At 65.7% G+C, this 23050-nt stretch carries 24 protein-coding genes; 11 read left to right on the top strand and 13 right to left on the bottom strand.

Annotation, left to right across the window (positions count from 1 at the left end; genetic code table 11):
- Positions 1–255: 255 nt before the first annotated feature.
- Positions 256–975, bottom strand: a complete 720-nt coding sequence (locus ACQP1T_RS18480; RefSeq protein WP_433761806.1) for an SDR family oxidoreductase — start codon at positions 973–975, stop codon at positions 256–258.
- A 101-nt stretch (positions 976–1076) separates the two neighbouring features.
- On the opposite strand from ACQP1T_RS18480, the gene ACQP1T_RS18475 reads away from it, so the two are divergent.
- A complete protein-coding gene (locus ACQP1T_RS18475) occupies positions 1077–1925 on the top strand; it encodes a helix-turn-helix transcriptional regulator (RefSeq protein WP_433761805.1) in 849 nt (282 codons plus the stop codon).
- A gap of 250 nt (positions 1926–2175) precedes the next feature.
- On the opposite strand, the gene ACQP1T_RS18470 is transcribed toward ACQP1T_RS18475, so the two are convergent.
- The 4 genes from ACQP1T_RS18470 to ACQP1T_RS18455 form a co-directional block, all read right to left on the bottom strand.
- Entirely contained in the window at positions 2176–6546 is a 4371-nt protein-coding gene (locus ACQP1T_RS18470) for a caspase, EACC1-associated type (RefSeq protein WP_433761804.1), read from the bottom strand.
- Positions 6543–6929 (bottom strand): effector-associated constant component EACC1, encoded by a 387-nt coding sequence (locus ACQP1T_RS18465; RefSeq protein WP_433761802.1) that lies wholly within the window; start codon positions 6927–6929, stop codon positions 6543–6545. The genes ACQP1T_RS18470 and ACQP1T_RS18465 overlap by 4 nt, the downstream gene beginning before the upstream one ends.
- A gap of 331 nt (positions 6930–7260) precedes the next feature.
- Positions 7261–7917, bottom strand: coding sequence for a hypothetical protein (locus ACQP1T_RS18460; protein ID WP_433761801.1), 657 nt, complete (start codon positions 7915–7917; stop codon positions 7261–7263).
- A 59-nt stretch (positions 7918–7976) separates the two neighbouring features.
- Complete coding sequence (locus ACQP1T_RS18455; RefSeq protein ID WP_433761799.1) at positions 7977–8387, bottom strand: winged helix-turn-helix transcriptional regulator; 411 nt, start codon at positions 8385–8387, stop codon at positions 7977–7979.
- A gap of 81 nt (positions 8388–8468) precedes the next feature.
- Between ACQP1T_RS18455 and ACQP1T_RS18450 the strand changes: the two genes are divergently transcribed.
- Positions 8469–9377: an NmrA family NAD(P)-binding protein gene (locus ACQP1T_RS18450; RefSeq protein WP_433761797.1), complete on the top strand. Its 909-nt coding sequence runs from the start codon at positions 8469–8471 to the stop codon at positions 9375–9377.
- 75 nt (positions 9378–9452) lie between these two features.
- On the opposite strand, the gene ACQP1T_RS18445 is transcribed toward ACQP1T_RS18450, so the two are convergent.
- On the bottom strand, positions 9453–11666 hold the full coding sequence (locus tag ACQP1T_RS18445) for a protein kinase domain-containing protein (RefSeq protein ID WP_433761796.1): 2214 nt from the start codon (positions 11664–11666) through the stop codon (positions 9453–9455).
- Between the two features lie 229 nt (positions 11667–11895).
- Here ACQP1T_RS18445 and ACQP1T_RS18440 point away from each other — a divergent pair, with 229 nt between their 5' ends.
- Positions 11896–12627 (top strand): arginase family protein, encoded by a 732-nt coding sequence (locus tag ACQP1T_RS18440; protein WP_433761794.1) that lies wholly within the window; start codon positions 11896–11898, stop codon positions 12625–12627.
- 3 nt (positions 12628–12630) lie between these two features.
- Here ACQP1T_RS18440 and ACQP1T_RS18435 read toward each other — a convergent pair whose 3' ends face one another.
- The 3 genes from ACQP1T_RS18435 to ACQP1T_RS18425 all read right to left on the bottom strand — a co-directional run bounded on the left by ACQP1T_RS18435 (position 12631) and on the right by ACQP1T_RS18425 (position 15687).
- Complete coding sequence (locus tag ACQP1T_RS18435; RefSeq protein WP_433761793.1) at positions 12631–14916, bottom strand: ATP-binding cassette domain-containing protein; 2286 nt, start codon at positions 14914–14916, stop codon at positions 12631–12633.
- Positions 14917–15103: 187 nt separating this feature from the next.
- The gene (locus tag ACQP1T_RS18430; protein ID WP_433761791.1) at positions 15104–15340 is read right to left on the bottom strand and encodes a hypothetical protein; all 237 of its coding nucleotides are present in this window, start codon (positions 15338–15340) and stop codon (positions 15104–15106) included.
- A complete protein-coding gene (locus ACQP1T_RS18425; protein WP_433761790.1) occupies positions 15337–15687 on the bottom strand; it encodes a hypothetical protein in 351 nt (116 codons plus the stop codon). Before ACQP1T_RS18425 ends, ACQP1T_RS18430 begins: the two co-directional genes overlap by 4 nt.
- 228 nt (positions 15688–15915) lie before the next feature.
- Here ACQP1T_RS18425 and ACQP1T_RS18420 point away from each other — a divergent pair, with 228 nt between their 5' ends.
- The 6 genes from ACQP1T_RS18420 to ACQP1T_RS18395 all read left to right on the top strand — a co-directional run bounded on the left by ACQP1T_RS18420 (position 15916) and on the right by ACQP1T_RS18395 (position 18866).
- Positions 15916–16542 carry a helix-turn-helix domain-containing protein gene (locus ACQP1T_RS18420; protein ID WP_433761789.1) on the top strand — a complete coding sequence of 209 codons (627 nt, stop codon included), beginning with the start codon at positions 15916–15918 and terminating at the stop codon, positions 16540–16542.
- A 210-nt stretch (positions 16543–16752) separates the two neighbouring features.
- The gene (locus ACQP1T_RS18415) at positions 16753–17970 is read left to right on the top strand and encodes an IS110 family transposase (RefSeq protein WP_433754477.1); all 1218 of its coding nucleotides are present in this window, start codon (positions 16753–16755) and stop codon (positions 17968–17970) included.
- Position 17971: 1 nt separating this feature from the next.
- On the top strand, positions 17972–18208 hold the full coding sequence (locus tag ACQP1T_RS18410; RefSeq protein WP_433762244.1) for a Scr1 family TA system antitoxin-like transcriptional regulator: 237 nt from the start codon (positions 17972–17974) through the stop codon (positions 18206–18208).
- Positions 18198–18407: a DUF397 domain-containing protein gene (locus ACQP1T_RS18405; RefSeq protein WP_433761788.1), complete on the top strand. Its 210-nt coding sequence runs from the start codon at positions 18198–18200 to the stop codon at positions 18405–18407. The genes ACQP1T_RS18410 and ACQP1T_RS18405 overlap by 11 nt, the downstream gene beginning before the upstream one ends.
- A 63-nt stretch (positions 18408–18470) precedes the next feature.
- Complete coding sequence (locus ACQP1T_RS18400) at positions 18471–18611, top strand: DUF397 domain-containing protein (RefSeq protein WP_433761787.1); 141 nt, start codon at positions 18471–18473, stop codon at positions 18609–18611.
- A gap of 33 nt (positions 18612–18644) precedes the next feature.
- Positions 18645–18866 (top strand): DUF397 domain-containing protein, encoded by a 222-nt coding sequence (locus ACQP1T_RS18395; protein WP_433761786.1) that lies wholly within the window; start codon positions 18645–18647, stop codon positions 18864–18866.
- A gap of 231 nt (positions 18867–19097) precedes the next feature.
- Here ACQP1T_RS18395 and ACQP1T_RS18390 read toward each other — a convergent pair whose 3' ends face one another.
- From ACQP1T_RS18390 to ACQP1T_RS18375, 4 genes are all read right to left on the bottom strand, one after another.
- A complete protein-coding gene (locus tag ACQP1T_RS18390) occupies positions 19098–19412 on the bottom strand; it encodes a hypothetical protein (RefSeq protein ID WP_433761785.1) in 315 nt (104 codons plus the stop codon).
- A gap of 70 nt (positions 19413–19482) precedes the next feature.
- On the bottom strand, positions 19483–20625 hold the full coding sequence (locus tag ACQP1T_RS18385) for an alkaline phosphatase family protein (RefSeq protein WP_433761783.1): 1143 nt from the start codon (positions 20623–20625) through the stop codon (positions 19483–19485).
- A gap of 13 nt (positions 20626–20638) precedes the next feature.
- The gene (locus tag ACQP1T_RS18380) at positions 20639–20950 is read right to left on the bottom strand and encodes a nuclear transport factor 2 family protein (RefSeq protein WP_433761781.1); all 312 of its coding nucleotides are present in this window, start codon (positions 20948–20950) and stop codon (positions 20639–20641) included.
- Between the two features lie 86 nt (positions 20951–21036).
- A complete protein-coding gene (locus tag ACQP1T_RS18375; RefSeq protein WP_433761779.1) occupies positions 21037–21651 on the bottom strand; it encodes a TetR/AcrR family transcriptional regulator in 615 nt (204 codons plus the stop codon).
- A 111-nt stretch (positions 21652–21762) separates the two neighbouring features.
- Here ACQP1T_RS18375 and ACQP1T_RS18370 point away from each other — a divergent pair, with 111 nt between their 5' ends.
- Together ACQP1T_RS18370 and ACQP1T_RS18365 are read left to right on the top strand one after the other, a co-directional pair.
- Positions 21763–22812 carry an SDR family oxidoreductase gene (locus ACQP1T_RS18370; protein ID WP_433761777.1) on the top strand — a complete coding sequence of 350 codons (1050 nt, stop codon included), beginning with the start codon at positions 21763–21765 and terminating at the stop codon, positions 22810–22812.
- 9 nt (positions 22813–22821) lie between these two features.
- Positions 22822–23031 (top strand): hypothetical protein, encoded by a 210-nt coding sequence (locus ACQP1T_RS18365; protein WP_433761775.1) that lies wholly within the window; start codon positions 22822–22824, stop codon positions 23029–23031.
- Positions 23032–23050: the final 19 nt, after the last annotated feature.

Here is a 23050-nt window from a genome sequence, read left to right as displayed (position 1 = left end):
GCCGTTCGCGGCGGACCAGCTGTCGACTGGGGAGCAACCCATGCGCATCAGGGTGAACCACCTGTTCGCAGCCACGCTCGTCGCGGTATTCGGGAGCCTCGCCGTGGTGGCCGTTCCCTTGCCGTGGCCCAACCGCCGCCGTCAGGGCCGACGCAGGACTGTCAGGTCGGGGACACTCAGATCCAGGGGCCCTACATCTGCGTCTGTGGCGAAGACGGGCAGTGGGCGTGTCACGAACGGAAATAGGTCGGGCGCTCACCAGGCCACCGGGCCGAGGCGATTGAAGAAGCCGCCGGTCGGGCCGTCGGGACCGATGGTGGCGAGATGCACGATGGCATCGGTGCCCTCGGTGACCGTTTGATGGCCTGAGTTCGCGTTCAAATCCGTTGCGGTGTAACCGGGATCGGCGGCATTGACCCGCATCTGCGGCAGTTCGCGCGAGTACTGCGTGGTGATCATGTTCAGCGCGGTCTTCGAGGACGGATAGACCAGCCCGAGGATCTGCGATTCGATCCGGCTCGGATCGGAAGTGACGGCAATCGAACCGATGCCGCTGGACACCATCACGATGCGCGGGTTGGTGGCCGCGCGCAGTAGCGGGAGAAAGGCATGGGTCACCTGCACCGGCCCGAAAACGTTGGTCTCGAAGACATTTCGGAAATCGGCCGCCACGGTATCGGCTGGAGTGGCCCGCGTACCGCCGATACCGGCGTTGTTGATCAGCACATCCAAATGCCGCGTCCGGCCCGCGATGGTCTCGGCGGCGGCCGCGATCGATTCGACCGAAGTCACATCCAGCTGGACGAGTTCGACGTTCAATCCCTGTTCGGCGAGTTCGGCCGCGGCCGCCTTACCTCGCTCCGCATCGCGGGCGCCGAGGAATACCTGCCAGCCGAGTTCGGCCAGCCGTCGGACCGTCTCGCGGCCGATCCCCTTGTTCGCCCCGGTCACCAGCGCTGTTGTCGTATCGGTCATGACTCGACCCTGGCCTGCCATCCTCATCCGGCTCCAGGGCCGATAACTCCTGGGACCGGCGGTACCACCCCGGCGCCCGCGCGCTGCGGCATCATCGAGGCATGGATCGCGCCGAACTCGCCAAGCTGCTGCGGCAGGCGCGGGCCCGGGTGCGGCCGCGCGATGTCGGGCTGCCCAGCGGTTCGCGCCGCCAGGTGCCGGGGCTGCGGCGCGAAGAGGTCGCGCAACTGGCCGGTGTCAGCGTCGACTATGTGGTCCGGCTCGAACAGGGGCGCGGACCGCGACCGTCGGTTGCGGTGCTCGGCGCACTCGCCCGCGCCCTGCGGCTCGCCGACCCCGAACGCGACCTGTTGTTCCGGCTGGCCGGTTCCGCGCCACCGCAGGAAGGTCGCATCAATATGGTGGTGCGACCGAGCGTGCTGCGACTGCTGGATCGAATGGCGGATCTGCCCGCGCTGGTGATCTCCGCGAAAGCCGATGTGCTGGCTTGGAATTCGATGGCCGCGGCCTTGCTCGGGGACTTCTCGGCATGGTCGCCCGCCCGACGCAACATCATCTGGCAGTCCTTCCTCGGCGCCGAACCCTCCCGCGTGGTCTTCACACCGGCCGAGGCCGAGGCGGCCGCCGAATCCTGGGTCAGCTCGCTGCGCAGCGCGAAGGCGGCCTATCCCGACGATCCGGACCTGGCTCGTCTCCTCGCCGAACTACGTTCGCGCAGTGCGCGATTCGAGCGGCTGTGGCGCGAAGGGAGCACCGGGAACTGGCGCAGCGCCACCAAGACCATCGATCACCCCGAGGTCGGGCGGTTGATCCTGGATTGCGATGCGCTGTTCGTCCCCGACAGCGACCAAGCCGTAGTCGTGTACTCCGCCGCACCCGACACCCCCGCCGCCTCGGCACTCGAACTGCTCCGCATCACCGGCACCCAGCAACTGACCGAGCAGTGCTAGCGCCCGAAGGTCCATCGCGAGGTCCGACCGGTGCCGTCGAAAAGCTTCTGCCCGCATAGCTTTTGAGCACCTCGCACAAGGTCTACGTTCTGCGAGGTAGTCACCGGGTATGTGACGGGCCCGAAAGTTCGGCGGCAGCTTCGGCCATGAGCGCTCGATCGCCAGCGCGTCGCGCTCGGCGAACTCACCATCGGCCAGGTGAAGGACTCGATGCGGACGGAACACATCGTCCGCCAGTGACGCCCTGGCGTCAGCGACAGACGTTGTCGTAGGGCAGGTTCGGCGCGTAGTACTTCCAGTCCTTTTCGGAGATCGCCGTGCCGAGCCGTTGGCAGGCTGCCGCTTCCGGATCGAGCAACGTCGTCAGCGCGCCGCGGACATCCCAGACCCGGACGGTGCGCGGATCGCGCGAGACGAGATACCCGTCCAGCCGCAACCGCAGCGCGTCCACGGTGCCCAGATGGCCGCGGAGCACCACGGTGCTGTCCATGTTGTCGGTCGGCGCGAGCATGACGTCGCGGCCCAGCGCCATAGTGAGTATCCGCGGGTCCAGGTTGAAGGCGGACGAATTGAGCACCCGCTGGGTCGCTTCTCGTAGCTCCGGCACTGTGGGATCGGTCAGGTCGTAGACCTCGGTGGCAGGGTTGTCGGCGGAAAAGCTGCTGGTTTTCAGCAACATGCGGCCGTCGGCGCTGACCGTCACGCGCCCGGCCGCCCCCGGCAGTTCCGCGAGCAGCCGAGACTTGTCCCGTCCACGAATGTCCCAGATACCGGTACTGTCCGATTCGGTCACCGCGGCGAGCAACCGGCCATCCGGCGACACCGTGTAGACGGGTTTGGGAGAACCGCCGACCGGGATTTCGTCGAGCTGCCGAGGTCGTGCCGGGTCGGTGATATCCCACAGCTGTACGACGTACCCGAAGCGGCTCTCCCGCTCGACGGCCAGGGTCGTCCCCGCGTGGTCCATCCGCACGGTCATCGTGTGCGTGTTGGGATAGGTCAGGCCGATCCCCGAATTCGTCGCGACCGACCCGACCTGTACCGGGTCGGTCGGGTCTACGAGCGACCAGAGTGCAGTCGCGCCGTCGGCGCCACGCACCGCGACCAGATGACCGTCCCGCGCCATGCTCACATCGGCGGTTCCGTTGGCCTGCTCGGGTATTCGGCCGACCCGCACCGGGTGCAGCGGATCGGTCAGCCGCCACACCTCGAGCATCTCGGGTGCCGTGAGCGATGATTGACGGTCGACGATCAGTGTCATGCCGTCCGGGCTGAAGTACCCGTCGTCACCGAGGGCTTCGAATTCGGTCTCGACCTCTATCCCGGTGCCGCCGCCGAGATTCCACAAGGTCGTCCTTCCGCCCCGCCCGCCGGACACCAGCGCGCGGCCGTCCGCGGAATAGGTCAGTGACCAGATCTGGCCCGTCAGTTCGGTGTCGAGGCTGCGTTCGACATGCGGGTGCAGCGGGTCACGCACGTCCCAGACTTGAACGCCGGCACCGCTTCCGCCGACGGTCAGCGTGCGTCCGGACGGACTGAATTCCGCTCGGGTGGCGCTCGGCCGGATCACCCCGGTCGGTCCCGTGTCGGAGACGGTGCGCACTGCCGTCGGCCGGGTGCGGTCGGCCAGGTCTATCAGGGTGACCGGAGCCCCGCGTCCGGTGAGCGCGACCAGGCGGTTGTCCGCGCTGAACGAGGCGAACTCCCGCGTTCCGCCGGTGATCATCATGAACGACGCCGGGTCGGTCTCGATCGGCAAGGCGGTCGAAAACCGCGCCAGTTGCACAGGTAGAGCAAGATCGCGGGTATCCCACAGGACGTACCCGGTGTCGTCGCCGGTTACGAGCATCGAATTGTCTTTGCTGAATCCGAGCAGATTGCCCGGCATGTCTGGTCGTGCGACCTCGGTGACCTGGTCGCCGATGCGAACCAGGGTGGTCACGGAGGCGTTGTCGACGAGCGTTCTCCGGACGCCGACTGTCCCGTCGGCGGAGATCAACGCGACTGTCCCACCGCCGTCGGCGCGGCCGAGGGCCGGCCGCGCCGGATCGCTGATGTCCCACCACTGGACATCGCGCTCACGCTGGTCGACCGGTCGCGTCTTGTCGTAGTCATCGCCGAATACCACGAGCGTGCGGCCGGTCGCGTCGAATCGGAGATCGTCCACGTGCCGGACCCGGAATCTGCCGACCGGAGCGTTGGCCAGCTGGTGGCCGTCGACCCGCCACAGCGCCACATGGCCGATCTCGTCGGCGGCCGCCAGCAGACCGCCGTCGGGGCTGAGCGCCACCGCTGTGATGGCGTCGTCGGCCTCCTGGAATTCGGGCATGATGACCGAACCGCCGAACGGGCTACCGACCAAGGCCCTTGCCAGCTCCGCGCGGTTCCGATCACTCGGCGCGATCCGCGCCGCGGCCAGTTGAAAGCTCAGTGCCGCACGAGGATTGGTCTCCGCATGGACCTGCCCCAGCAGCTGCAACTGACGCACGGCCGCCTCGTCGGCGCTCGCGCGGGCCCGGTTGCGCTGATCGATCGCGAGAATCCCGCTTGCCACCGAGAACACGGTGAGCAGCACCAGACCCATGGCCACGCCGAATTTCAGGCGTTTGGTGAACGTTTGCCTGCCCTCGCTGGCGTGCAGGTACTCCTCTTCCGGCTTGTTGAGCCGAACGCCGCTATCGCGTAACCGCAACGCCGAATCCAGCGCCGGACCGGACAGCAGCAGGCTCGGGTGTCTGCGGGCCTGCCACTCGGCGGCCCGGCTGCGGACCCGCTGTCGCTCCCGCATCCCCGCGCCATACTGGTCGATCCACTCCTGCAACAGCTTCCAGGCGTCCAGCAGGGCGTCATGGATGAGGAATACGGCGCCTCGGTCGATGCCGAGCAGCCGGGCTCGGACAAAGACGTCGAGCACCTGCGGGTCAGGTCGGAGATCGTCCAGCGCGACGACCCGGCCGGTGCGCTGCAGCTCGCCGTCCAGCGGGACCAACGCCAGAAACAGCTGGCGCGCTTCCGCTTTGCCCGCCGCGTCGAGCGAGGCGTATACGGCGTCGGCGCTCTTGGTCACCGCTTTGTCGATGCGGCCTGCCCGGATGTAGTCGGCGGCGGTGAGTATCCGGCCCCGGCGCACCTGCCAGGTCTCCATCAACGCGTGCGACAGTAGTGGCAATACCTCCACCGAGCGGCCCGAGCGCGGCAGCGCGTCGGAAAGGATGATCTCGACGAGGTCCTCTCCCGCCACGAAACCGGCCTGCGCGGCTGGCTTTTCGACCACCGCGCGGAGATCGGCGGGCGTCATCGGTGTCACTTCGACGGCCGCTCTGGCCGCCGGGCCGAGCGCCGGGTAGCGCAGGCAGCGCCCGAGGAAGTCGGATCGGAGGCAAACCACCGTCAGCCGGGCGACGCTGGCCAGTGCCGTCAGCTCCTCGATGAAGACATCGGCAACGGCGAGGTGGTGGGTGAACACGTCCTCGAACTGGTCGACCACCACGGCAATCGGTGTCGTGGTGCAGGTTTCGCGCAGCCGGGTGGGGTCGGTGAGCAGGTCGTCGACGGCCTCCTGGGAAATTCGAAGGGCCCCGGCCAATTCGGTGCGCAGCGCCGCCAGCGGATCGGGGCCGGGCGCGAACGCTACTTGCCGCCATGTCTCCGAGCCGGGGAGCTCCTTACCCTTATCGAGCAGCGGCAGCAGCCCGGCGCCGAGTATCGAGGATTTTCCGACGCCGGACGCGCCGGTGAGCACGATCAGGTCGGTGGCGCGCGCGGCGATGGCCGCGGTCAGCGCGGCGGTCGTCTCAGCACGCCCGAAAAACCGTGACGCATCCCCCTTCTCGTACGCGGCCAGCCCGAGATACGGGTTGACGGCGTCGGCGGCGCCCGCATCCGGCGGCGGCTCTGGCTTCGGTTGTCGGTGGGCATGGTTGTTCGCGATGACCAGTCGCCCTGCGTTGCCGCGGAATTCGATGCCGATCCGGGGCTGATGGGGATCGGCGTCATGCAGCTTGCGATCGAGTAGCTCGGTCAGGCGGGCGAGCGTGGTCAGCGGCGGGCCATTCGGATCGCCTGCGGCGAGGACCTGCAACAACGCGCCGGTGAACACGGTGTGCTCGGCGCCGTCGCGGACCAGCGCGGGTCCCCACGGCGTCGCGGACACCAGCAGCAGGCCGTCGGCGATATCGGAGCCGAGCCTGGCCCGGCCGGAGTAGCAGCAGTCGAGCACCACGAGCACCGTGCTCGCCGTCGACGTGGACAGTGCCGCCGGAATGGCGGAGAACTCCAAAGCCTGACTGGCGGGGCGGTTCTTGGTGATGTCAACGGTCGCCACCGTCGAGAGGAACAGCTCGTTGCCCGCCGCGACCAGCCCGTGCCCGACGAAGTAGATCAGCAGGACATCGGTCGCCGCGGCGGCAGTGGCCCGGATGACCGCATCCAGCATGACCGGATCGGGCGGATCGAGGACGACTCGGATGTTTGCCGGGGGTATGTCGCACGAATCCACCAGCCGCTGTTCGAGATCCGCCAACGACGTGCGCACGGCCGGGACGTCGGACAGCTTCGGGCTATCCGTGTGTGCAGTTCCGATGAGCAGAACGCGTGTGCCTGCGCCGCTCAGTCCGGTCATGATTCGGTGTTGTCGCTGTCGGGTGGGTCGAGTTGGCCGATCAGCTCGGCGAGCGCGGCAGGGAGCTCGGCATCTTTGAGCCGCTTGATCCGCTTGGCGGACAACGTGACTTCGGTCTTCTTGTCGGTGCGCCTGATGCCGATCTCGATGTCCGAGGTATAGACGCGCAGAAAGGCGAACAACGCGGTGGCCAGCGGCACCAGTGTCTGCGGCTGTAGCACGATCTGCAGGCCCTCCAGCACCGGTCCCAAAGTGCCTTCGAGGGCGGGCTTTTCGAGCAGGGTGACCCGGCCGCGCCACCGCGCATCGTTCAGTAGCTCGGAGTTCAGCTCGCGGAGTGCGTCCGCGCCTCCCGGCTGAGTTGATTCGACGAGAACGTCCATGTGCCTATCCCTCCACCGCCTCGTCAACTAAGGATGCCGCACGTTCGCGTCAGTTGTTACACACTCGCGCAATCCGCTGTCCGCCGGTGGAATGAGCCCGGGCTTCGATGAGCGACGAGGTTTCCGTCCTGATCTCCGAGGTGTGTCGTTGCGCTGCAAGAACCTCGAGGTGGCGAGCGTTGGCGTTGCGCCAGCGCAGGCAGCCCTGCAGGCGCCGGGCGAGAACGGTGTGGTTGGGGTGGTTGGTCTACGACGTATGCGGCCACGGCGAGAGCGACCTCAGCTGGCGACGAGTGGTCGGTCGGCTCGGACGAAACCGGACGGGCGGTGCTTATCCGGCGAACTCGTCGGCGAGGGTGTTCCAGAACATCAGTTCGTAGTTCTGGAAGAGTCTGGCGTATAAGTGGGCGTCGTTCGGATTCAATTGTCCGGTGTCGATTCCGGCCTGGATTGCGGCGAGAGCTCGCTGTTCGTATTCGGGGGTATCGGCGGCGAAGAAGTCGAAGAATGCGCAGGCCGGGTCGTCGAACTCGTAGTGGGTGCGCATGCCGTCGGCGACCGCACGGCAGTAGCGGCCGAAGGCGGCGACATTCGCGTAGATGCCCGCCGCGGCGGCTGAGGGTTCGGCGTTGAGCGCCAGCCACGCGACATAGGCGGGATACGCCTGACAACCCGCTCTGGGCAACTCCATGCCCTGATCTGGTCCAACCGCCGCCACGAGTGCGTCCAACAGGGCCAGTGCCTGCTGCTCGCCGGGCGGGAGGCCGTCGAGGAATGCTCTGACGTGCGGGTCGCCCGCCCGCGCCGCCATCGCGTGGAAGCTGCGCCAGTCGCTGCTGGTGATGCGCTGTTCCTCGGCGGCGAGCGCCGCGAACACCGCGCGTGGCGCCTTGCCCACCGAGATGAGCGGAACCATGCGATTGTCGTCGTCGTGCGGGGCCAGCTCGGCTTGGATCCCGTCGAGCAGGTCACGAGCGGTAAGGGTCATCGGAACCTCCCTGGGGAATGCTTCCATTCAAGCGCTGTTCGCCCGCCCGCGACAGGTGTTCAGTCGCCGTGCTCGGCATCCCAGTGTCGGCGGGCGTCGGCGATGCGGTCCTTGTGGTCGCGCGACCAGTCGGCGAGTGCGCCGATGGCCTCGGCCAGGCTCTGGCCCGTCTCGGTGAGCCGGTATTCGACCTGCGGTGGGATCGTCGGGTACGCGATCCGCTCCACCATGCCGTCGCGGCACAGGCGCTTGGTGGTCAGTGTCAGCATCCGCTGTGAGATACCGGGAATCGCCCGCTCCAACTCGCGGAAACGCCGCACTCCTTTACTCAGTTCGACGATCACCAATACCGTCCACCGGTCCCCCAACCGGTCGAGCACATCGCGGATGCCGCAGTCGTCATCGCCACAGGGCCCGTCGGGAATTGTGCCCGCGACCTGCGCGGTGACCGCCGTGTTCGTGACCGACATGAAAGTGCCTCCTTATGCCGCGCGCCGCGGCCGCCGATGCTGGGTCCGAATCCAGCAACTACAACAATCGGGAGCGTTGCGATGATCCTGGTAACCGGCATCTCCGGATCCCTCGGCGGCCTCGTCCACCGCGGCCTGTCCACCCTCGACGACCTGACAGTAGCGGCGGGCAGCCGCTCCGGCGACGACATCACTACGCGCCGTATCGATTTCGACACCCCGGCAACGCTGTCCGCGGGACTGCGGGATGTCGATGTCCTGGTACTGATTTCGGCCGGATACGCCGAAGACGATGTGGTGTTGGCCCGCCACGGTGCGGTGATCGACGCCGCCGTGGCGTCCGGTGTCCGGCACGTGATCTATACCAGCCTCGCGGGCTCGGGTGACCTGACGACCATTGCCCTGCCACACCGTTGGACCGAAAAGCGCCTGGCCGCAGCACCATTCGACGTCACCATCCTGCGCAATGGCCTCTACGCGCAGCTGCCGGTCGGACTCGCCGTCGCCGGTGCAGCCTCCTCGGCCGAATCGGGGGTATTCGCGGCGGCATTCGGCACCGGCCGGATCTCGGTGGTGGCGCGCGAGGATCTGGCCGAGGTGGCCGTTCGGGTAGCCGCGGAGACCGAGCGGGATCTGGTCGCGGGGCGACCCAGCAGACATGCGGGCAAGGTGTACGAGCTCGAAGGTGTGACCGCGGTCGGCGGCTCGGATATCGCCGAGATCCTGAGCGAATCCCTCGGTCGCCCAGTGCGATACGCGCCGATGTCGCTCGGCGAAATGCGGGATATGTTGCAGGGCAGTGGATTGGAGCCGTACCAGATCACGCACACGCTCTCGTTGTTCGCGAATCTCGGCGCCGGACTGCTCGAGGCGTCCAGCACCAACCTGCTCGAGCTGCTGCCGAGCGCACCGCGCGATGTTCGGACACTCATCACCGACGCGGTGCAGGCGGCTGGGTTTCAGTCGGCATCGGTGAACGCGTCGCGCTGAACGGCAGACCGTGCCGAGCGGGCGAGGTCACGAATGTCCAGTTCGCATGCGATATCGCAGTCGCGCAGAAGCGGGCTACGTGACGCGCTCGAGGGCGCGTAGGTCGGCGTCTAGTTTGCGGAAGAGCCAGTAGATGGCGACGAAGGCGAGGCCGGAGCCAGCGCATAAGCCCAGAACCGAGTCGCGTACCAGTGGGAGCTCCGCTGGTTCTAGGAAGCTGAATCCGGCCAGTACGCCGACCAGCGGCACCGATGCCGTCACCGCGAGATAGGCCGTGATTCTGCGACGCAGCGCACGCAGATGGGCGGCCTCGTGCGCCGATGTGCGGCCGTGGCGCAGGTAGATGGGATAGATACAGCGGACGACGTAGAACGTGGAAAGGAAGAATGTATAGGCAACGGAGATGGTGCCCGCCACCAGAACGGTGGCTGCCGCATGGACCAGCAGCCGCGCCGGTAGGTCGGTGAACCAGTGAAGCAGCAGCACCCCCGTCACGGTCGCACACACCGCGAACAGCAAGGTGTTCATCGCACACAGGTCGCCCCAAAATAGTGTTCGCGACCGCACCCGCGCGAGTACTGCCTCGTCGTAGCGTCTGCCATCGCGCAAGCCGCGAGGAACCGCGAGCAAATCACGCGACATGTACGCGTAGATGAGGATCGCCAGCGGCGAGGCGCAGACGAGGAAAATGATGACACCCATGTTGAGCTGCCAGTTGGTGGCGTCGGACAGTCGCTCTCTGATCAGTTCCTGGACGTGCACGGCCATGTAGATCGTGGCCAGGGTGACGCCGAACAGCGACGATGACCACAGAATGACGGTGGGCCATCGTGAAAGTCGTGCCCGCCAGCTGTTCGGCGGCGGATAGACGAGGTCGCGTGCCCGTTCCTCGAGGCATAAGTCGAGTTGCTGGGCCAATTCCGAACCGCAGGAGTAGCGGTCTTCGCGATCGGGTGACAGACACTTCAGCAGCACTCGACGCAAGGCCATAGGGCAGTCCGGCGGCAGCTCCGACAGGAACGTCGGCTCGATGGGGCTGCGCCGCAGCTCGAGCATGCGGGCCAGCGACGTTTCCGACTCGCCTGCCGAGGTTTCGTCCGCGAATGGTCGGTGTCCGGTGAGCAGCTCCCACAGCATGACGGCGAGGGCGTAGATGTCGCTTCGAGTGTCGAGGTCGGCGGCGGTCGCCTGGAAGTCCGGATGGCAGGCTTCGAGTTGTTCGGGCGACATGTACGCCAGCGATCCGCCGAAGTACGCCAGGGGGTTCGTGCCCTTGACGTGGGTGCTGAAGCTGACGTTGAAGTCGGCCAGCTTCGGGATTCCCTCGGCGCTGAGCAGCACGTTCGCGGGTTTGATGTCTCGATGCAGTACCCCTCGTTCGGATGCGTGCTGCAGCGCGTCGGCGAGTCGGCGGCCCAGCCAGGCGACGGTCTCCGGCCAGGTCAGTGCGGCGGTCCGGGTCCGAACCGCTGATTCGGCGGGCCGAACCTCGCCCTTGTCGGCGAGTACCTTGTCGATGGCATCGAGCAGCAGTTGCCCACTGCGGTGTTCAGCGGGCGTCGAGCGTTGTAGGCGCAGTACGTCGAGCAGCGTTCCTCCGGGCAGGTACTGCATGTAGAGCAGCTTCAAGTCGCCGTCGGCGATGAGTCGTTGGTCGTAGATGCGCACGATGTATTCGTGGTCCAGTTGGGCCAGGGTCTGCGGCTCATTGCCGTGGTTGTGGGAAACCTTGACCGCGACCAGTCGCTGCATCGATTGCTGTCGTGCGAGAAACACCTGGGCGAAGGCGCCCGCGCCGATCCGCATCAGGAGGTCGAAATCGTCGACACGGTCGCCGACATCGATGGCGTCGAGAGCAATTTGGGCACTCGGGCGAGCAATCATCGTGCTGTGGTAGTCACTGGTGACCTGAGCGAACCCGGGGCCTGCTGCCGTGGCGTCGAGCTCGGCGGCCATGGTGGCCGCATCGACTGCGTGCAAACTGCGGCGCAGGGCGTGGAATTCCTCGTAGACCAGCTCGGCCGGTAGCGGACCGTCTCGCAGCTCGGCGAATTCCGCGCGGTAGTCGATCAGTCGTTTGGGAAAGTGATAACGAAGCCAGCGGTATTCGAGGTCGATCTTGATCAGTTCGATCAGTATCGTGCGTCGCTCAGCCGGGTTCCGGGGCAGGTACGCCGACAGATCGGGTGGGGACCCGGACGCCCAAGCCGCTGAAAACGACGCCACGACAGTGGCCAGCGTTGTGCGGGTCCGTTCAGCTGAATCGACCAGATCGATCGGCTCGTACATCGGTAGCTCGAGATCAGCCCCAGGCGATCACGGTGGCTACCCGCGATTCTGCCCTGCATCGGAGTCGCCCCACAGTGTCTCCCTTCCACCGAGCCCCTCGCTCCAGGGTATCGCTCGCAACGATAGGGCAAACAGTCCAGAATTCTTTCCGCCGGACAACCGATGGACCAGGCGCTGACGTGTGGTAATTCGCTGGCCGCGCCCTTCGGCTCCGAATAGGCTCGGGTAGATGCGCTTGCTCGTGCCCTACCACCTCGATGAATACCGGCCGGAAATGGATGTTCCGATCACCCCGGACGCGGTGGTCACGGCCGAGTTGCCGGATGTCGACGATCCGTGGGCACGGATGGCCATGCTCTATGACGCGGTGGCGGATCGTGTCGCGCAGTCCGCGATTCGCGGGGAACGCGTGATCGTCGCCTCCGGCGATTGCACGACGGCGCTCGGCACGGTGGCGGGATTGCAAAGGGCCGGACTGGATCCCGCGCTCGTCTGGTTCGACGCGCACGGTGACGTGCAAACCCTCGAGACCTCCGCCTCCGGCTACCACGGCGGCTTCCCGCTGCGCATGCTCGTCGGCTACGGCCGTCACCTCATGGCCGACCGAATCGGCTTGCGCGACATCCCCGAAGACCGCGCCGTCCTGGTCGGCGGCCGCGACCTCGACCCACCGGAAGCCGAATACCTGCGCACCGCGCAGATCCGGCATCGCCCGGTGGACGACATCGGCGATCTGCCGGACGGCCCGCTCTATCTCCATGTCGACTTCGACGTGGTCACCCCGGACGATCTCCCGGGCCTGCTGTTCCCCGCGCCCGACGGCCCCACGCTGGCCGAGGTCTCAGCTGCCGTACGAGCGGTTCTCGCCACCGGCCGCGTGGCCGCCTTCGGTCTGGCCTGCACGTGGCGCGACGACGCCTCCGCCTCCGCGCACGTCCGCCCGCTCGTCGACTCCGCCTGACCGCTACCCGGCGGCCTTGTACTTTCGCAGGTACTCGCCGGTGAGAGAGGTGGGGTGGGTCAGCAATTCGGCGGGGGTTCCGGTGAACACGATTTCGCCGCCGTCCTTGCCGCCGTCGGGACCGAGATCGATCACCCAGTCGGAGTGGGCCACCACGTCGAGGTTGTGTTCGATCACCACCACCGTATTGCCGCGGTCGACCAAACGGTCCATCAGTGCGAGCAGGGTGTCCACATCCGACATGTGCAGGCCGGTGGTCGGTTCGTCGAGGACGTAGACGGTGCCGGTGTTCTGGAGTTGGGTCGCCAGTTTGATGCGTTGGCGTTCGCCGCCGGACAGCGTGCTCATGGCCTGACCGAGGCTGAGGTAGTCCAGGCCCACCTCGTTCATCGTGCGCAGCTTTGCCGACAGTGCCTTTTCGGTGAAAAAACCGAGGGCTTCTTCGGCCGACATGGCCAGCACGTCGGCGATCGACTTGTCGCGCAAGGTCAGTGCCAGCACCTCATCGGAGAACCGTCGTCCGTCGCAGGCATCGCAGTGGGTGGTGACCGGGTCCATGTAGGCGATCTCGGTGATGATCACGCCGCGACCCTCGCACTGTTTACAGGCTCCGGTCGAGTTGAAACTGAATAGGCCGGGCGACTCCCCCGTCGCCTTGGCGAACAGCTTCCTGATCGGGTCCATCAGGCCCAGATACGTTGCGGGCGTGGACCGCGACGATGCCCCGATCGCGGACTGGTCGACGAAGATCGCATCCGGATGCTCCCGGACGAATACATCGCGGATGAGGCTGCTCTTACCGGACCCGGCAACGCCGGTGATCGAGGTGAGAATGCCGGTCGGCACCGCGACGGTCACATCTTTCAGGTTGTGCACGTTCGCGTGTTCGATCAGCAAGGCGCCGTTCGATTTACGGAAGGTCTCCTTCACCGTGAACGGTCTGCGCAATCCGGCACCCGTCGGCGTATCCGCGGCCCGCAGTTCGGCGAAGGTGCCTTCGAACACCACTTGCCCGCCGTGCAGACCGGCGTGCGGCCCGACATCGACGATATGGTCGGCGATCTGGATGACATCCGGATCGTGCTCGACCACCAGCACCGTATTGCCCTTGTCCCGCAGCGCCTTCAGCAGGTTGTTCAACCGGCCGACATCACGCGGATGCAATCCGACGCTCGGTTCGTCGAACACATAGGTCATCCCGATCAGCGTGCTCGACAGATGTTTGATCATCTTGAGCCGCTGGCCCTCGCCACCGGACAGCGTCGATGTCGGCCGATCCAGGCTCAGGTAGCCGAGGCCGATATCTGTCACCCGCTGCAGCGCGGTCCGGATCGCGGCGACAAGTCCGAGCGCGGCCGGATCGGTGATCTCATCGAGCACCGCCACCAGATCGGTGATCTGTAGCCCGGACCAGTCGGCGATATTGCGTCCATCGATCTTCGTCGCCAATGCCGCTTCGTTGAGCCGAGCACCACGACAGGTCGCGCAGACACCCTCGGTGAGGAACTTCTGCATCTGCTCGCGCGTCTTCTCGCTGAGCGTGGAAGTGTCGCGCTGCAAACGGGTCCGGGTGAATTTGGCCGCGAGCCCTTCGTAATTCGCCTTCCAGGTGCCCTTGGCGAAGGTCAGCTCCACCTTCCCGCCGGTGCCGTAGAGCAGATCGGTGAACTCCTCCTCGCTGTAATCGGCCAGTCTCTTATCCGGATCGAAGCGCCCGGATTTGGCGTACATCTGCCAATCGCTGCTGTCCACCGCATAACCGGGCAGCAGAATCGCCCCCTCGTTCAGCGATTTGCTCCGGTCCACCAACCGATCCGGATCGGCGCGCACCGTGACCCCGAGTCCATCGCAGTCCGGGCACATGCCCTGCGGCACATTGAACGAGTAGTTGTAGACGAATCCGGCTGAGGGCGAACCGAATCGGGCGAACATCGCCCGCACCATCGAGTAGATATCGGTCATCGTCCCCACCGTCGAGCGCGGGCCGCCGCCGACCGGCTGCTGATCGATGATGACCGGGGCCGTCAGATTCTCGATCGCCTCGGCGTGCGGCCGCTCATAGCGCGGCAGGAAGTTGAGAATGAACGCGGGAAATGTCGCATACAGCTGACGCTGGGACTCCACGGCGATGGTGTCGAAGACGATCGAGGATTTGCCCGACCCGGAGACGCCGGTAAAGACGGTGATCTTGTTCTTGGGGATTTCCAACGAGACATTACGCAGGTTGTGCTCACGGGCACCGAGCACGCGGATGACATCCGTGGGGGCGACGGAATCGGCAAAAGGCATGTCGCACACCATGCCATGCGCTACCGACAAAATGCCCGAGGACTTGTGATGCAGATCACATTAATGCATTTTGCGTATATCGCTGCGATCTGGCCTTGACCAGCGCATACCTCGGCTCCCGTAGGAGAGTCGAACGGCTCGACGGATGCCGTTGACGCTCTTGCTATCCGCAGGTCTCCGCGCCGACTCACGAGCCGAGGAACAGTCGCTCGCAGGGAAGGCGCGGATAGCGGCTGGGATCGCCGAGGCCGAGGGTGACCGCGTCGGCGTAATGCCGCCTCTGGTGCTCGCGCGTGAATGTCAGCGCGGCGGTGATGCAGGCGGCGTAGTCGAAGCGCACGCCATGCAGCAACACGCTGAGGTGTACATCCGGTTCATCGGGACGAGGTGAAACACCCTTGGACTCTTGGGGTTGCGGGCTCACGAGTCCGCGATGTCACGAACATCGCTGGGCTGGATGGCGATTGCGTCGGCCTTGTCGAGATCGGCATCCGAGTAGGAAATCCATCCGTCCTCGTCGACGGGCACCAGCAAGCCATCAGCACCCTGAAAAATCGGACGGCTGTCGATGGGAGCGCGCTCGAGTTTCTGCTGGGTATCTTGGTGGAACTCGTCGAGCAGACGACGCACGGACGGAGCTATCGGCGGGCCCGCCCACTCCCGAACGGCGAGCGCGACCTGCTCGACCAAATCGGGCGGTGCGCCCGTGTACGCGGCCGGTGGCCCGGTGAACGGATCTCGTTGTGGAAGCTCTGGTTTCGGCGTGGACATGATGCAAAGGGTGTGCCGACCGCCGATGCTCGGCGGGCACAATCGGCGGGCTGCGGATATCTCCGCGAATCACCTGAGAACGGGCCAGTTCTGCCCTTATGATCCTTCCAGTTCGGAAGAAACCTATGCGGTGGAACGGAACAGGGGGAAGCAATGCTGATCGCAAAAAACGACGATGACGATCCCGAAGACACCGGTAGCACGCTGCCTCGACGCCAGTTGGGCCGGTTGCTGCGCGATGCACGAACAGCGGCGGGCCTGAGCTTGGAATCGTCGGCACGCCTGATGGACTGGGGCAAGGCGACATTGAGCCGTCTCGAGAACGGAAAAACCGAAAAGGTCCGAGCCCGCGATCTGCAAGCTCTAGCGGAGCTGTACATGGTCAGCGCGGATGACCTGGAGGCATGGAAGGAACTCGCCGCGCAGGCTCCGGTCCGATCCTGGTTGCGAACTTACAGCGATGTACTGACTCCGAAGTTCAACACGTACGTCCAACTGGAGTCAGCTGCAAGCGAATTGGCGATCTTTCAGCCGCTGGTCTTCCCAGGCTTGCTCCAGACTCAGGCGTATGCGGACGCGATGAATCGAATTACCCAGCCTCGAATTCCGGATGAGGATCTGGACCGGCTGGCGACGTTGCGAACGCAGCGACAGCACCTGATCACGAGGGCCCGGCAGCCAACCAGGCTTCTGGTTGTGGTACACGAGAACGTCACTCGGACAGTGGTCGGCGGGTCTGCCGTGATGGCCGAGCAGTTGCGGCATGTCGCGGACATAGGCACCCGTGAGAATGTCGAGATCCGCTTGTTGCCCTACCACGTTGGCTTTCCGACTGGCCGAGTCTTCTCTCCTTAAGTTGGTTGGTGTTCAGTACGTTGTGCTGGACCCCGGGCGGGTCGGGTGAGGCTTGTGTTTTCTTGCCGGCCTTGGTGGTGCGGCTCGAAAGGAGTGGCCGCCCGGCCTGTCTGGACGTTCCTGGCCGCTGATTGAGAACTGCGGACTATCGCTTGGTTTAAGGAGATGACGGCGGGCTCGTCCATGGGTTGACCTGTAAGAACCGCACTGATGGAGGTCGGGTTGGGCAAGCTGTGGGTCGGTATCGACGTGGGCAAGGAAACCCACTGGGCCTTCGCGATGGACAGCGACGGCAACCGAATCCTTTCGCGCAGGGTGGCCAACGACGAAGCGGCAGTGTCGCAGTTGCTCGCCGATGTCACCGCACTGGAAGCCGATGAAGTGACGTGGGCGGTGGACCTGACAACCGTGGAATCGGCTCTGCTGCTTGCGATTTTGTGGGACCACCAGCAGCGCGTGATGTATCTGCCGGGCAAGGCCGTCAACCATGCGGCAGCCGGATATCGCAGCGAAGGCAAGACCGACGCCAAGGATGCCCGTATCATCGCCGATCAGGCCCGCATGCGCCGCGACCTGGCCGAACTGCGGCCGACCGACGAATTGATCCTCGAACTGCGCCTGCTCACCGGCCGCCGCACCGATCTTGTCTGCGACCGTACTCGGACCATCAATCGACTGCGCCAGCAGCTCACCGCGATCTGCCCGGCCCTCGAACGCGCCGCCGACATCGCCCACCAGCGTGGCTGGGTGCTGTTGTTGTCGCGATACCAGCGCCCCAAAGCAATTCGCCGCGCTGGCACCGCCCGTCTGATCAGCCTGCTCACCAGCCTGGGCGTGCGCGAGCAGACCGCGACCACCGTCGCTTCGGCGGCGGTCGCCGCGGCCAAGACCCAGACCACTCGTCTGCCCGGCGAGGATGTCGCCGCCGAGCTGGCCGCCGAGCTGGCGAAAGAGGTGATGCGCCTCGATGAGCAGATCGCCGAACTCGACTCCGCCATCGAGGCCCGATTTCGCCGCCATCGATTCGCCGAAGTGATCACCAGCATGCCCGGCATCGGGTTCCGTCTCGGGGCCGAATTCCTCGCTGCCGCAGGCGATCCCGGCTGGTTCGCCTCCGCCGATCATCTGGCGGCCTACGCCGGGCTCGCGCCGGTGCCCAACGATTCCGGTAAACGCACCGGACGCCTGCACCGACCTCAACGCTACAACCGCGCCCTGCGCAGGGTGTTCTACATGTCCGCACTCACCAGCATCCGATGCTGTCCCACCTCCCGCGCCTACTACGACCGCAAACGCACCGAAGGCAAAGGCGCCAAAGGCGCCACCATCGCCCTGGCACGCCGTCGCGTCAACGTCCTGTGGGCCTTGCTGCGCGACAACCGAACCTGGGAGCCCACAGCAGCGACTACCGCCGCCCGAGCGGCTTGACATTGTCATTGAGACTCCTTTCATCGTTTTGACATTTCCGAAGGACTCCCAAGGCAAGCCGGTAGAGCCTCCGGTGGTCTATGCCGAAAGTTTCACAGGGGATACGTATCTTGAGAAGCGTGAGGATGTGCAGCGGGTCCGGCGCGCGTTCCGTGCTGTCTCGCAGGCGGCGCTGGATGTCGGCCCAAGTCGCATCCGACTGAGGGAGATAGCGAGGAGCTTTGAGAATGAACGTTGACCTGACCAGCGCGCAATGGTTCAAATCCCGACGCAGCGAAGCCGGAAAAGAGTGCGTTGAGGTGGCCTTCCTCGACGGGGGCCGCGTCGGAATGCGGGACTCGAAGAACCCGACTGGTCCGGCGCTGGTGTTCACTCCGTCCCAGTGGGACGCCTTCACTGCTGGCGTCAACCACGGCCAGTTCAACAATGAACGTTGATGTCGATCGAACCGGCGCCCAATGGTTCAAATCCCGCCACAGTTCGGGGGCACAGGCGAATGCGTGGAGGTTGCCTGGCTCAAGGGCGGGCACGTCGGCGTGCGGGACTCCAAGAACCCGACCGGCCCCGCGCTGGTCTTCAGGTCCGGCGAGTGGGACGCCTTCACCGCTGGCATGAGCGACCGCAAGTTCGACCGGGCGTAGTCTTCCCGGGCCTGAGAGAGGTAGCACAGAGTTATGACAGTGAACGGTGATGTCGTCCTGACCGGCGCTCGGTGGTTCAAGTCGAGCCGCAGTTCGGGGACCAGCGGCGAATGCGTGGAGGTCGCACACCTGGACGGAGGCATGGTCGGCGTGCGGGACTCGAAGAACCCGACCGGACCCGCGCTGGTCTTCACGCCAGGTGAGTGGGACGCCTTCACCGCAGGCATCGGCAACTGCGAATTCGACCGCGCGTAACCCCCAAAATAGCAAAGCGGCCCATAGTTTCTCGACTTGCTGGGGGCCGCTTTGCATATCCGCACCTCAACCCCGGGCGGGCCTCCGATGGCATAGTGCCGTGTCCGGGTCTGCCGTATCGAGCCTTGGTTCGGAGGGTTCCGCCGAACGTAGTCGAATGGTGGTCGTCCACGCCGAATTCGACCGCCATATCACTACGCTCGGCGGGTAGCTCCGCGGACGCGGCTCGGACTACTTGTTGAGGAAAATGCCTGCGATATCGGCTTTTTTGATCGGGGTGTCCTGATTGACCTGGGCACCGCACAGGAGGTCCACCTGGATCATCGTGGCATCGACCGCCGTGCCTGCGGGCTCGTGATCGTCGTTGGTCTGCTGTTTGATGAACTTGGTGATCGTGGTGCGCTTGGTGTCTTGATCCTGTTTGACGTAATCGCGGCAGGTGGTGTCGCCACCCTCGTTGAGCGCCCGCTCGATATCGGTGCAACCGGCCAGCAGTGCCGCGATCGCCGCGACCCCGAGTCCGGTCCGTAACAGCGTGGCGTTCATCTAGATCCTCCTGGCGCTTCGGCGGGCGACCATGCCCGCGACGACGCGTACAGCCTAGGGCAACCGACGGTTACGGTCGGAACGTGCGCAGCGGCACGTTCATCTCCGCGGGCGTGAGCGAACCGTGGTGGCCGATCAGCATGGATTCCAGCGGTTCGGCACCGGTGCGTACGACACCGCGCAGACCACGGGCCGCGACCACCAGATCACCGATGCGCTCGGCGATATGCGGTGCCACGGTGGGGCCGAACCAGCCGCGATCGATCGCCTCGGCGCGGGCAATGACCGCGAAGTCGACGCCTAGAAATTCCTGCCAGATCGCCGCCACATCCTCGGTGGCGCCGTCGACGGTGAAGACGTGGCGGGCGCGCGGCTCGCCGCCGAGTAGGCGTACGCCCTCGCGTAGTACCTCGGTCTTGTCGAAGTCGATCCGGTCGGTGAGTTCCACCATGCCGTGATCGGCGGTGACGATGAGCGCGGCATCAGGTGGCAGATGTTCGGCGATGCTCGCGGCCAGTCGATCGACATGGGCGAGCTCCAAAAGCCAAGCGTCGGAGGATGGTCCGCGCACGTGACCGGTCGTGTCGAGGTTGCCGTGGTAGGCGTAGACCAACGAGCGCGGGCCCGCACGCAATGCGGTGGCGACGCCGTCGACGAAATCGCCGACAGATACGTAGGGCCGGAATTCGCAGCCGCGCAGCACGGCCCTGGTCAGCCCGGAACCAGCCTGCAGTCGCGGCGCGACCTGGGTCACCGCGATACCGTCGGCCGCGGCGCGCTCGAAAACCGTGGCGGCGGGCTGGAATTGCTCCGGCACCAGCTCGTGCAGCAGATCGACCTTCGGTCCCGCGCCGTGTAGCCGCCAGGTCAGCGCATTCACCAGGCGGTCGTAGCCGGGCACGTGTATCAGGTATCCGGTGAAGCCGTGTTCGCCCGGTGGCACACCGACGCCGAGTGAACTCAGACTGACGGTCGTCGTGCTCGGGAAGCCCGCCGTCAGCGTGCGCGTCGCCAGCGCCGACAGGAACGGCGCCGCATCGGGATTCGCGGTGAGCGCTTCCGCGCCGAGGCCGTCGATCAGCAGCACGCAGATCCGGTCGGCGGCGAGTTCGAGGCCGAGCCGGTCGACCTCGCCGGGCACGCCGAGCCCGGCGAGGAGAGAAGGGAACAGATCAGCCAGAGAGCCCGTGCCGTAGTGGGGCGTGATGAACACGAGCTCAGGTTACTCAGGCTTGGCCGGTCTCGAATCGACTGATTTTGCCGTCGCGCACGATGAAGCGCCATGCGGTGCGCATCGAACCCCAGCGGGAATTCGTGTAGTCGGCAACCAGTTCGGTGCCGTTGTCGCCGACCGATTCGACATTCATGCGCCCATTGCTGCCGAAGATTTCGGAATCGGTCCACTGGACCAGATTGCGCTCCACACCGTCATCGGACATGGTCGCGTCGTCGGTCAGGACGGCGTAGAAGCGGTCCTGATCGGCTTCGTTGAGTGCGGCGACGAATTCCTGGACCGTGGGATCGAGCTGCTGCGTCATCGGAACATCCCTCTCGAAGAGTGCGGGTTGCATCAGAGGAGCAAACGTTCGGCTTCACTCTAGTGTCGGGTGCGCTCGCGTGGGTGTCACGCGCCGGGGCCGATCAGCGCGGTGAAGGTGCGCATGATGTCCTCGACCAGCGTCGGCGCGGTGGTGCCGAGCTGGATGCTGCGCTTTTCGAGCTGACCGTCCAGCCACAGCGAGGCCATGCCGTGCGCCAGACTCCACCACATGACGGCCAGCGTGTCGGCTTTGTCGGCGGGCAGCAATCCGGCGGCGACGGCATCGGCGATGGTGTCGGCCAGGACATCGAAGGCCGCGTCGCCCGCCGCTGCCGCGTCCGGATGCTTATCGGGTTGGGAGAGTTCCGGACGGAACATCAGCCGGAAGTAGCCCGGATTTTCCTGGGAGAACCGCACATAGGTTTCGGCCAGCGCGGTCAGTGCTCGCAGCGGTCCGTCGACGGCGGCGCGCGCGTCTGCCAAATCGCGGCCGAGCTGTCGGAAACCCTGGACCGCCAGTGCGGCGAGCAGAGCCGAGCGATCAGCGAAATGGTGGTACGGCGCGCCGGTGCTCACGCCCGCCTCGCGGGCCACCCGCCGCAGGCTCACCGCGCCGAGGCCCTCGGTTTCGATCAGCCGCAGGCAGGCGGCGAGGAGCGTGTCACGCAGCGCGCCGTGGTGGTAACTGGTCCGCGTCACCAATCGAGCGTATTCGACGCCTGCTGGACAGCCTAACTATGCAGTGCTTAGATTATCTGAGCGGCGCTCAGATGAGCGGGCCGCATTCCCTCCTTCGAAGCGGGTAAGCATATGAGCTCACGGGTACTCGTCACCGGCGCAACAGGATTCGTCGCCGGACATGTCATCGCGGAACTGCTCGAGCACGGATATGCCGTGCGTGGCACGGTTCGCGATCTCGGAAACACGGATAAACGCGCACACCTGGTGGCACTGGCGGACAGGCTCGGCGGCGAGTTGGAATTCGTCGCGGCGGACCTGAACGACGATGCGGGCTGGGCGGGGGCCGTTTCCGGCTGCGCGTTCGTACTGCATGTGGCGTCACCGCTACCCGCGACGCCACCGGACGACGAACGCGAGCTGATCGATACCGCGGTCAACGGGACATTGCGGGTCTTGCGGGCATGTGCCGACAGCGACGTCCGGCGGGTAGTGCTCACCTCCTCGATCGCCGCGGTGATCTACGGACATGAGACCGATGCGATGCGCAACGAGGCCGACTGGTCGGTGGTCGAACGCAGCGCGGCCTATCAGAAGAGCAAGACACTGGCCGAGCGGGCGGCATGGGATTTCGCGGCGGATTCGGAACTGGAACTGGTGGTGGTGAACCCCGGAATGGTGTTGGGCCCGTTGCAGTCCGCGGCGACGAGCACCTCGCACGAACCGGTGCGCCGATTGCTCGCCCGGGATGCGCCGGGTTCGCCTCGGGTGGGGTGGGCAGTGGTGGACGTGCGGGATCTGGCGGTGGCGCACCGGTTGGCGCTGGAGTCTCCCGAAGCGGTCGGGAATCGGTATATCTGCGCGGGCGAGCATGTCTGGATGGCGGATATGGGACGGATGTTGGCCGAGGAGTTCGGGCCGCGTGGATACCGGGTGCCGACTCGGGTGATCCCGGACCTTCTCGTGCGGGCGATCGCCCTGTTCGACAAGGGGATTCGATTGACGTTGCCGATGTTGGGCCGCACCGAACAGCTGAGCTCGGAGAAGGCGCGGCGGGAACTCGGCTGGTCGATGCGACCGGTGCGGGAGACCGTGCTGGATACCGCGGAAAGTCTGATCGAGTACGGCGTGGTGCCACGCGCAGCGGGTGCGTCGCCGCGTCGAACAGCCGTGCACGCGTAGGGGCGGGCCGTGCTGATCGCGACACTGGTCATCGGCACCATCGGATTGGTGCGACGCTGGTTGGGCAGGCGGACACCGGAGACGAAATCCGATGTGCCGCAATGGCGAAATGCGCTGCGGCGAACCGTGAGGTCGGCCAAACGGCCGGGTCCGGCATTGGCGGCGGCGGTGGCATTGGCCGGGTTGGTTTGGGCGGGACTGGCACTCGCGCCCTGCTGACCGATCGCGCCTGGTAGAC

It is taken from the genome of Nocardia sp. CA-135398, assembly GCF_050955845.1.
In the GTDB taxonomy this organism is placed as follows: domain Bacteria; phylum Actinomycetota; class Actinomycetes; order Mycobacteriales; family Mycobacteriaceae; genus Nocardia.
Note: the sequence above shows the minus strand (reverse complement) of the source record. Positions and strands in the feature narration are given on the sequence as shown.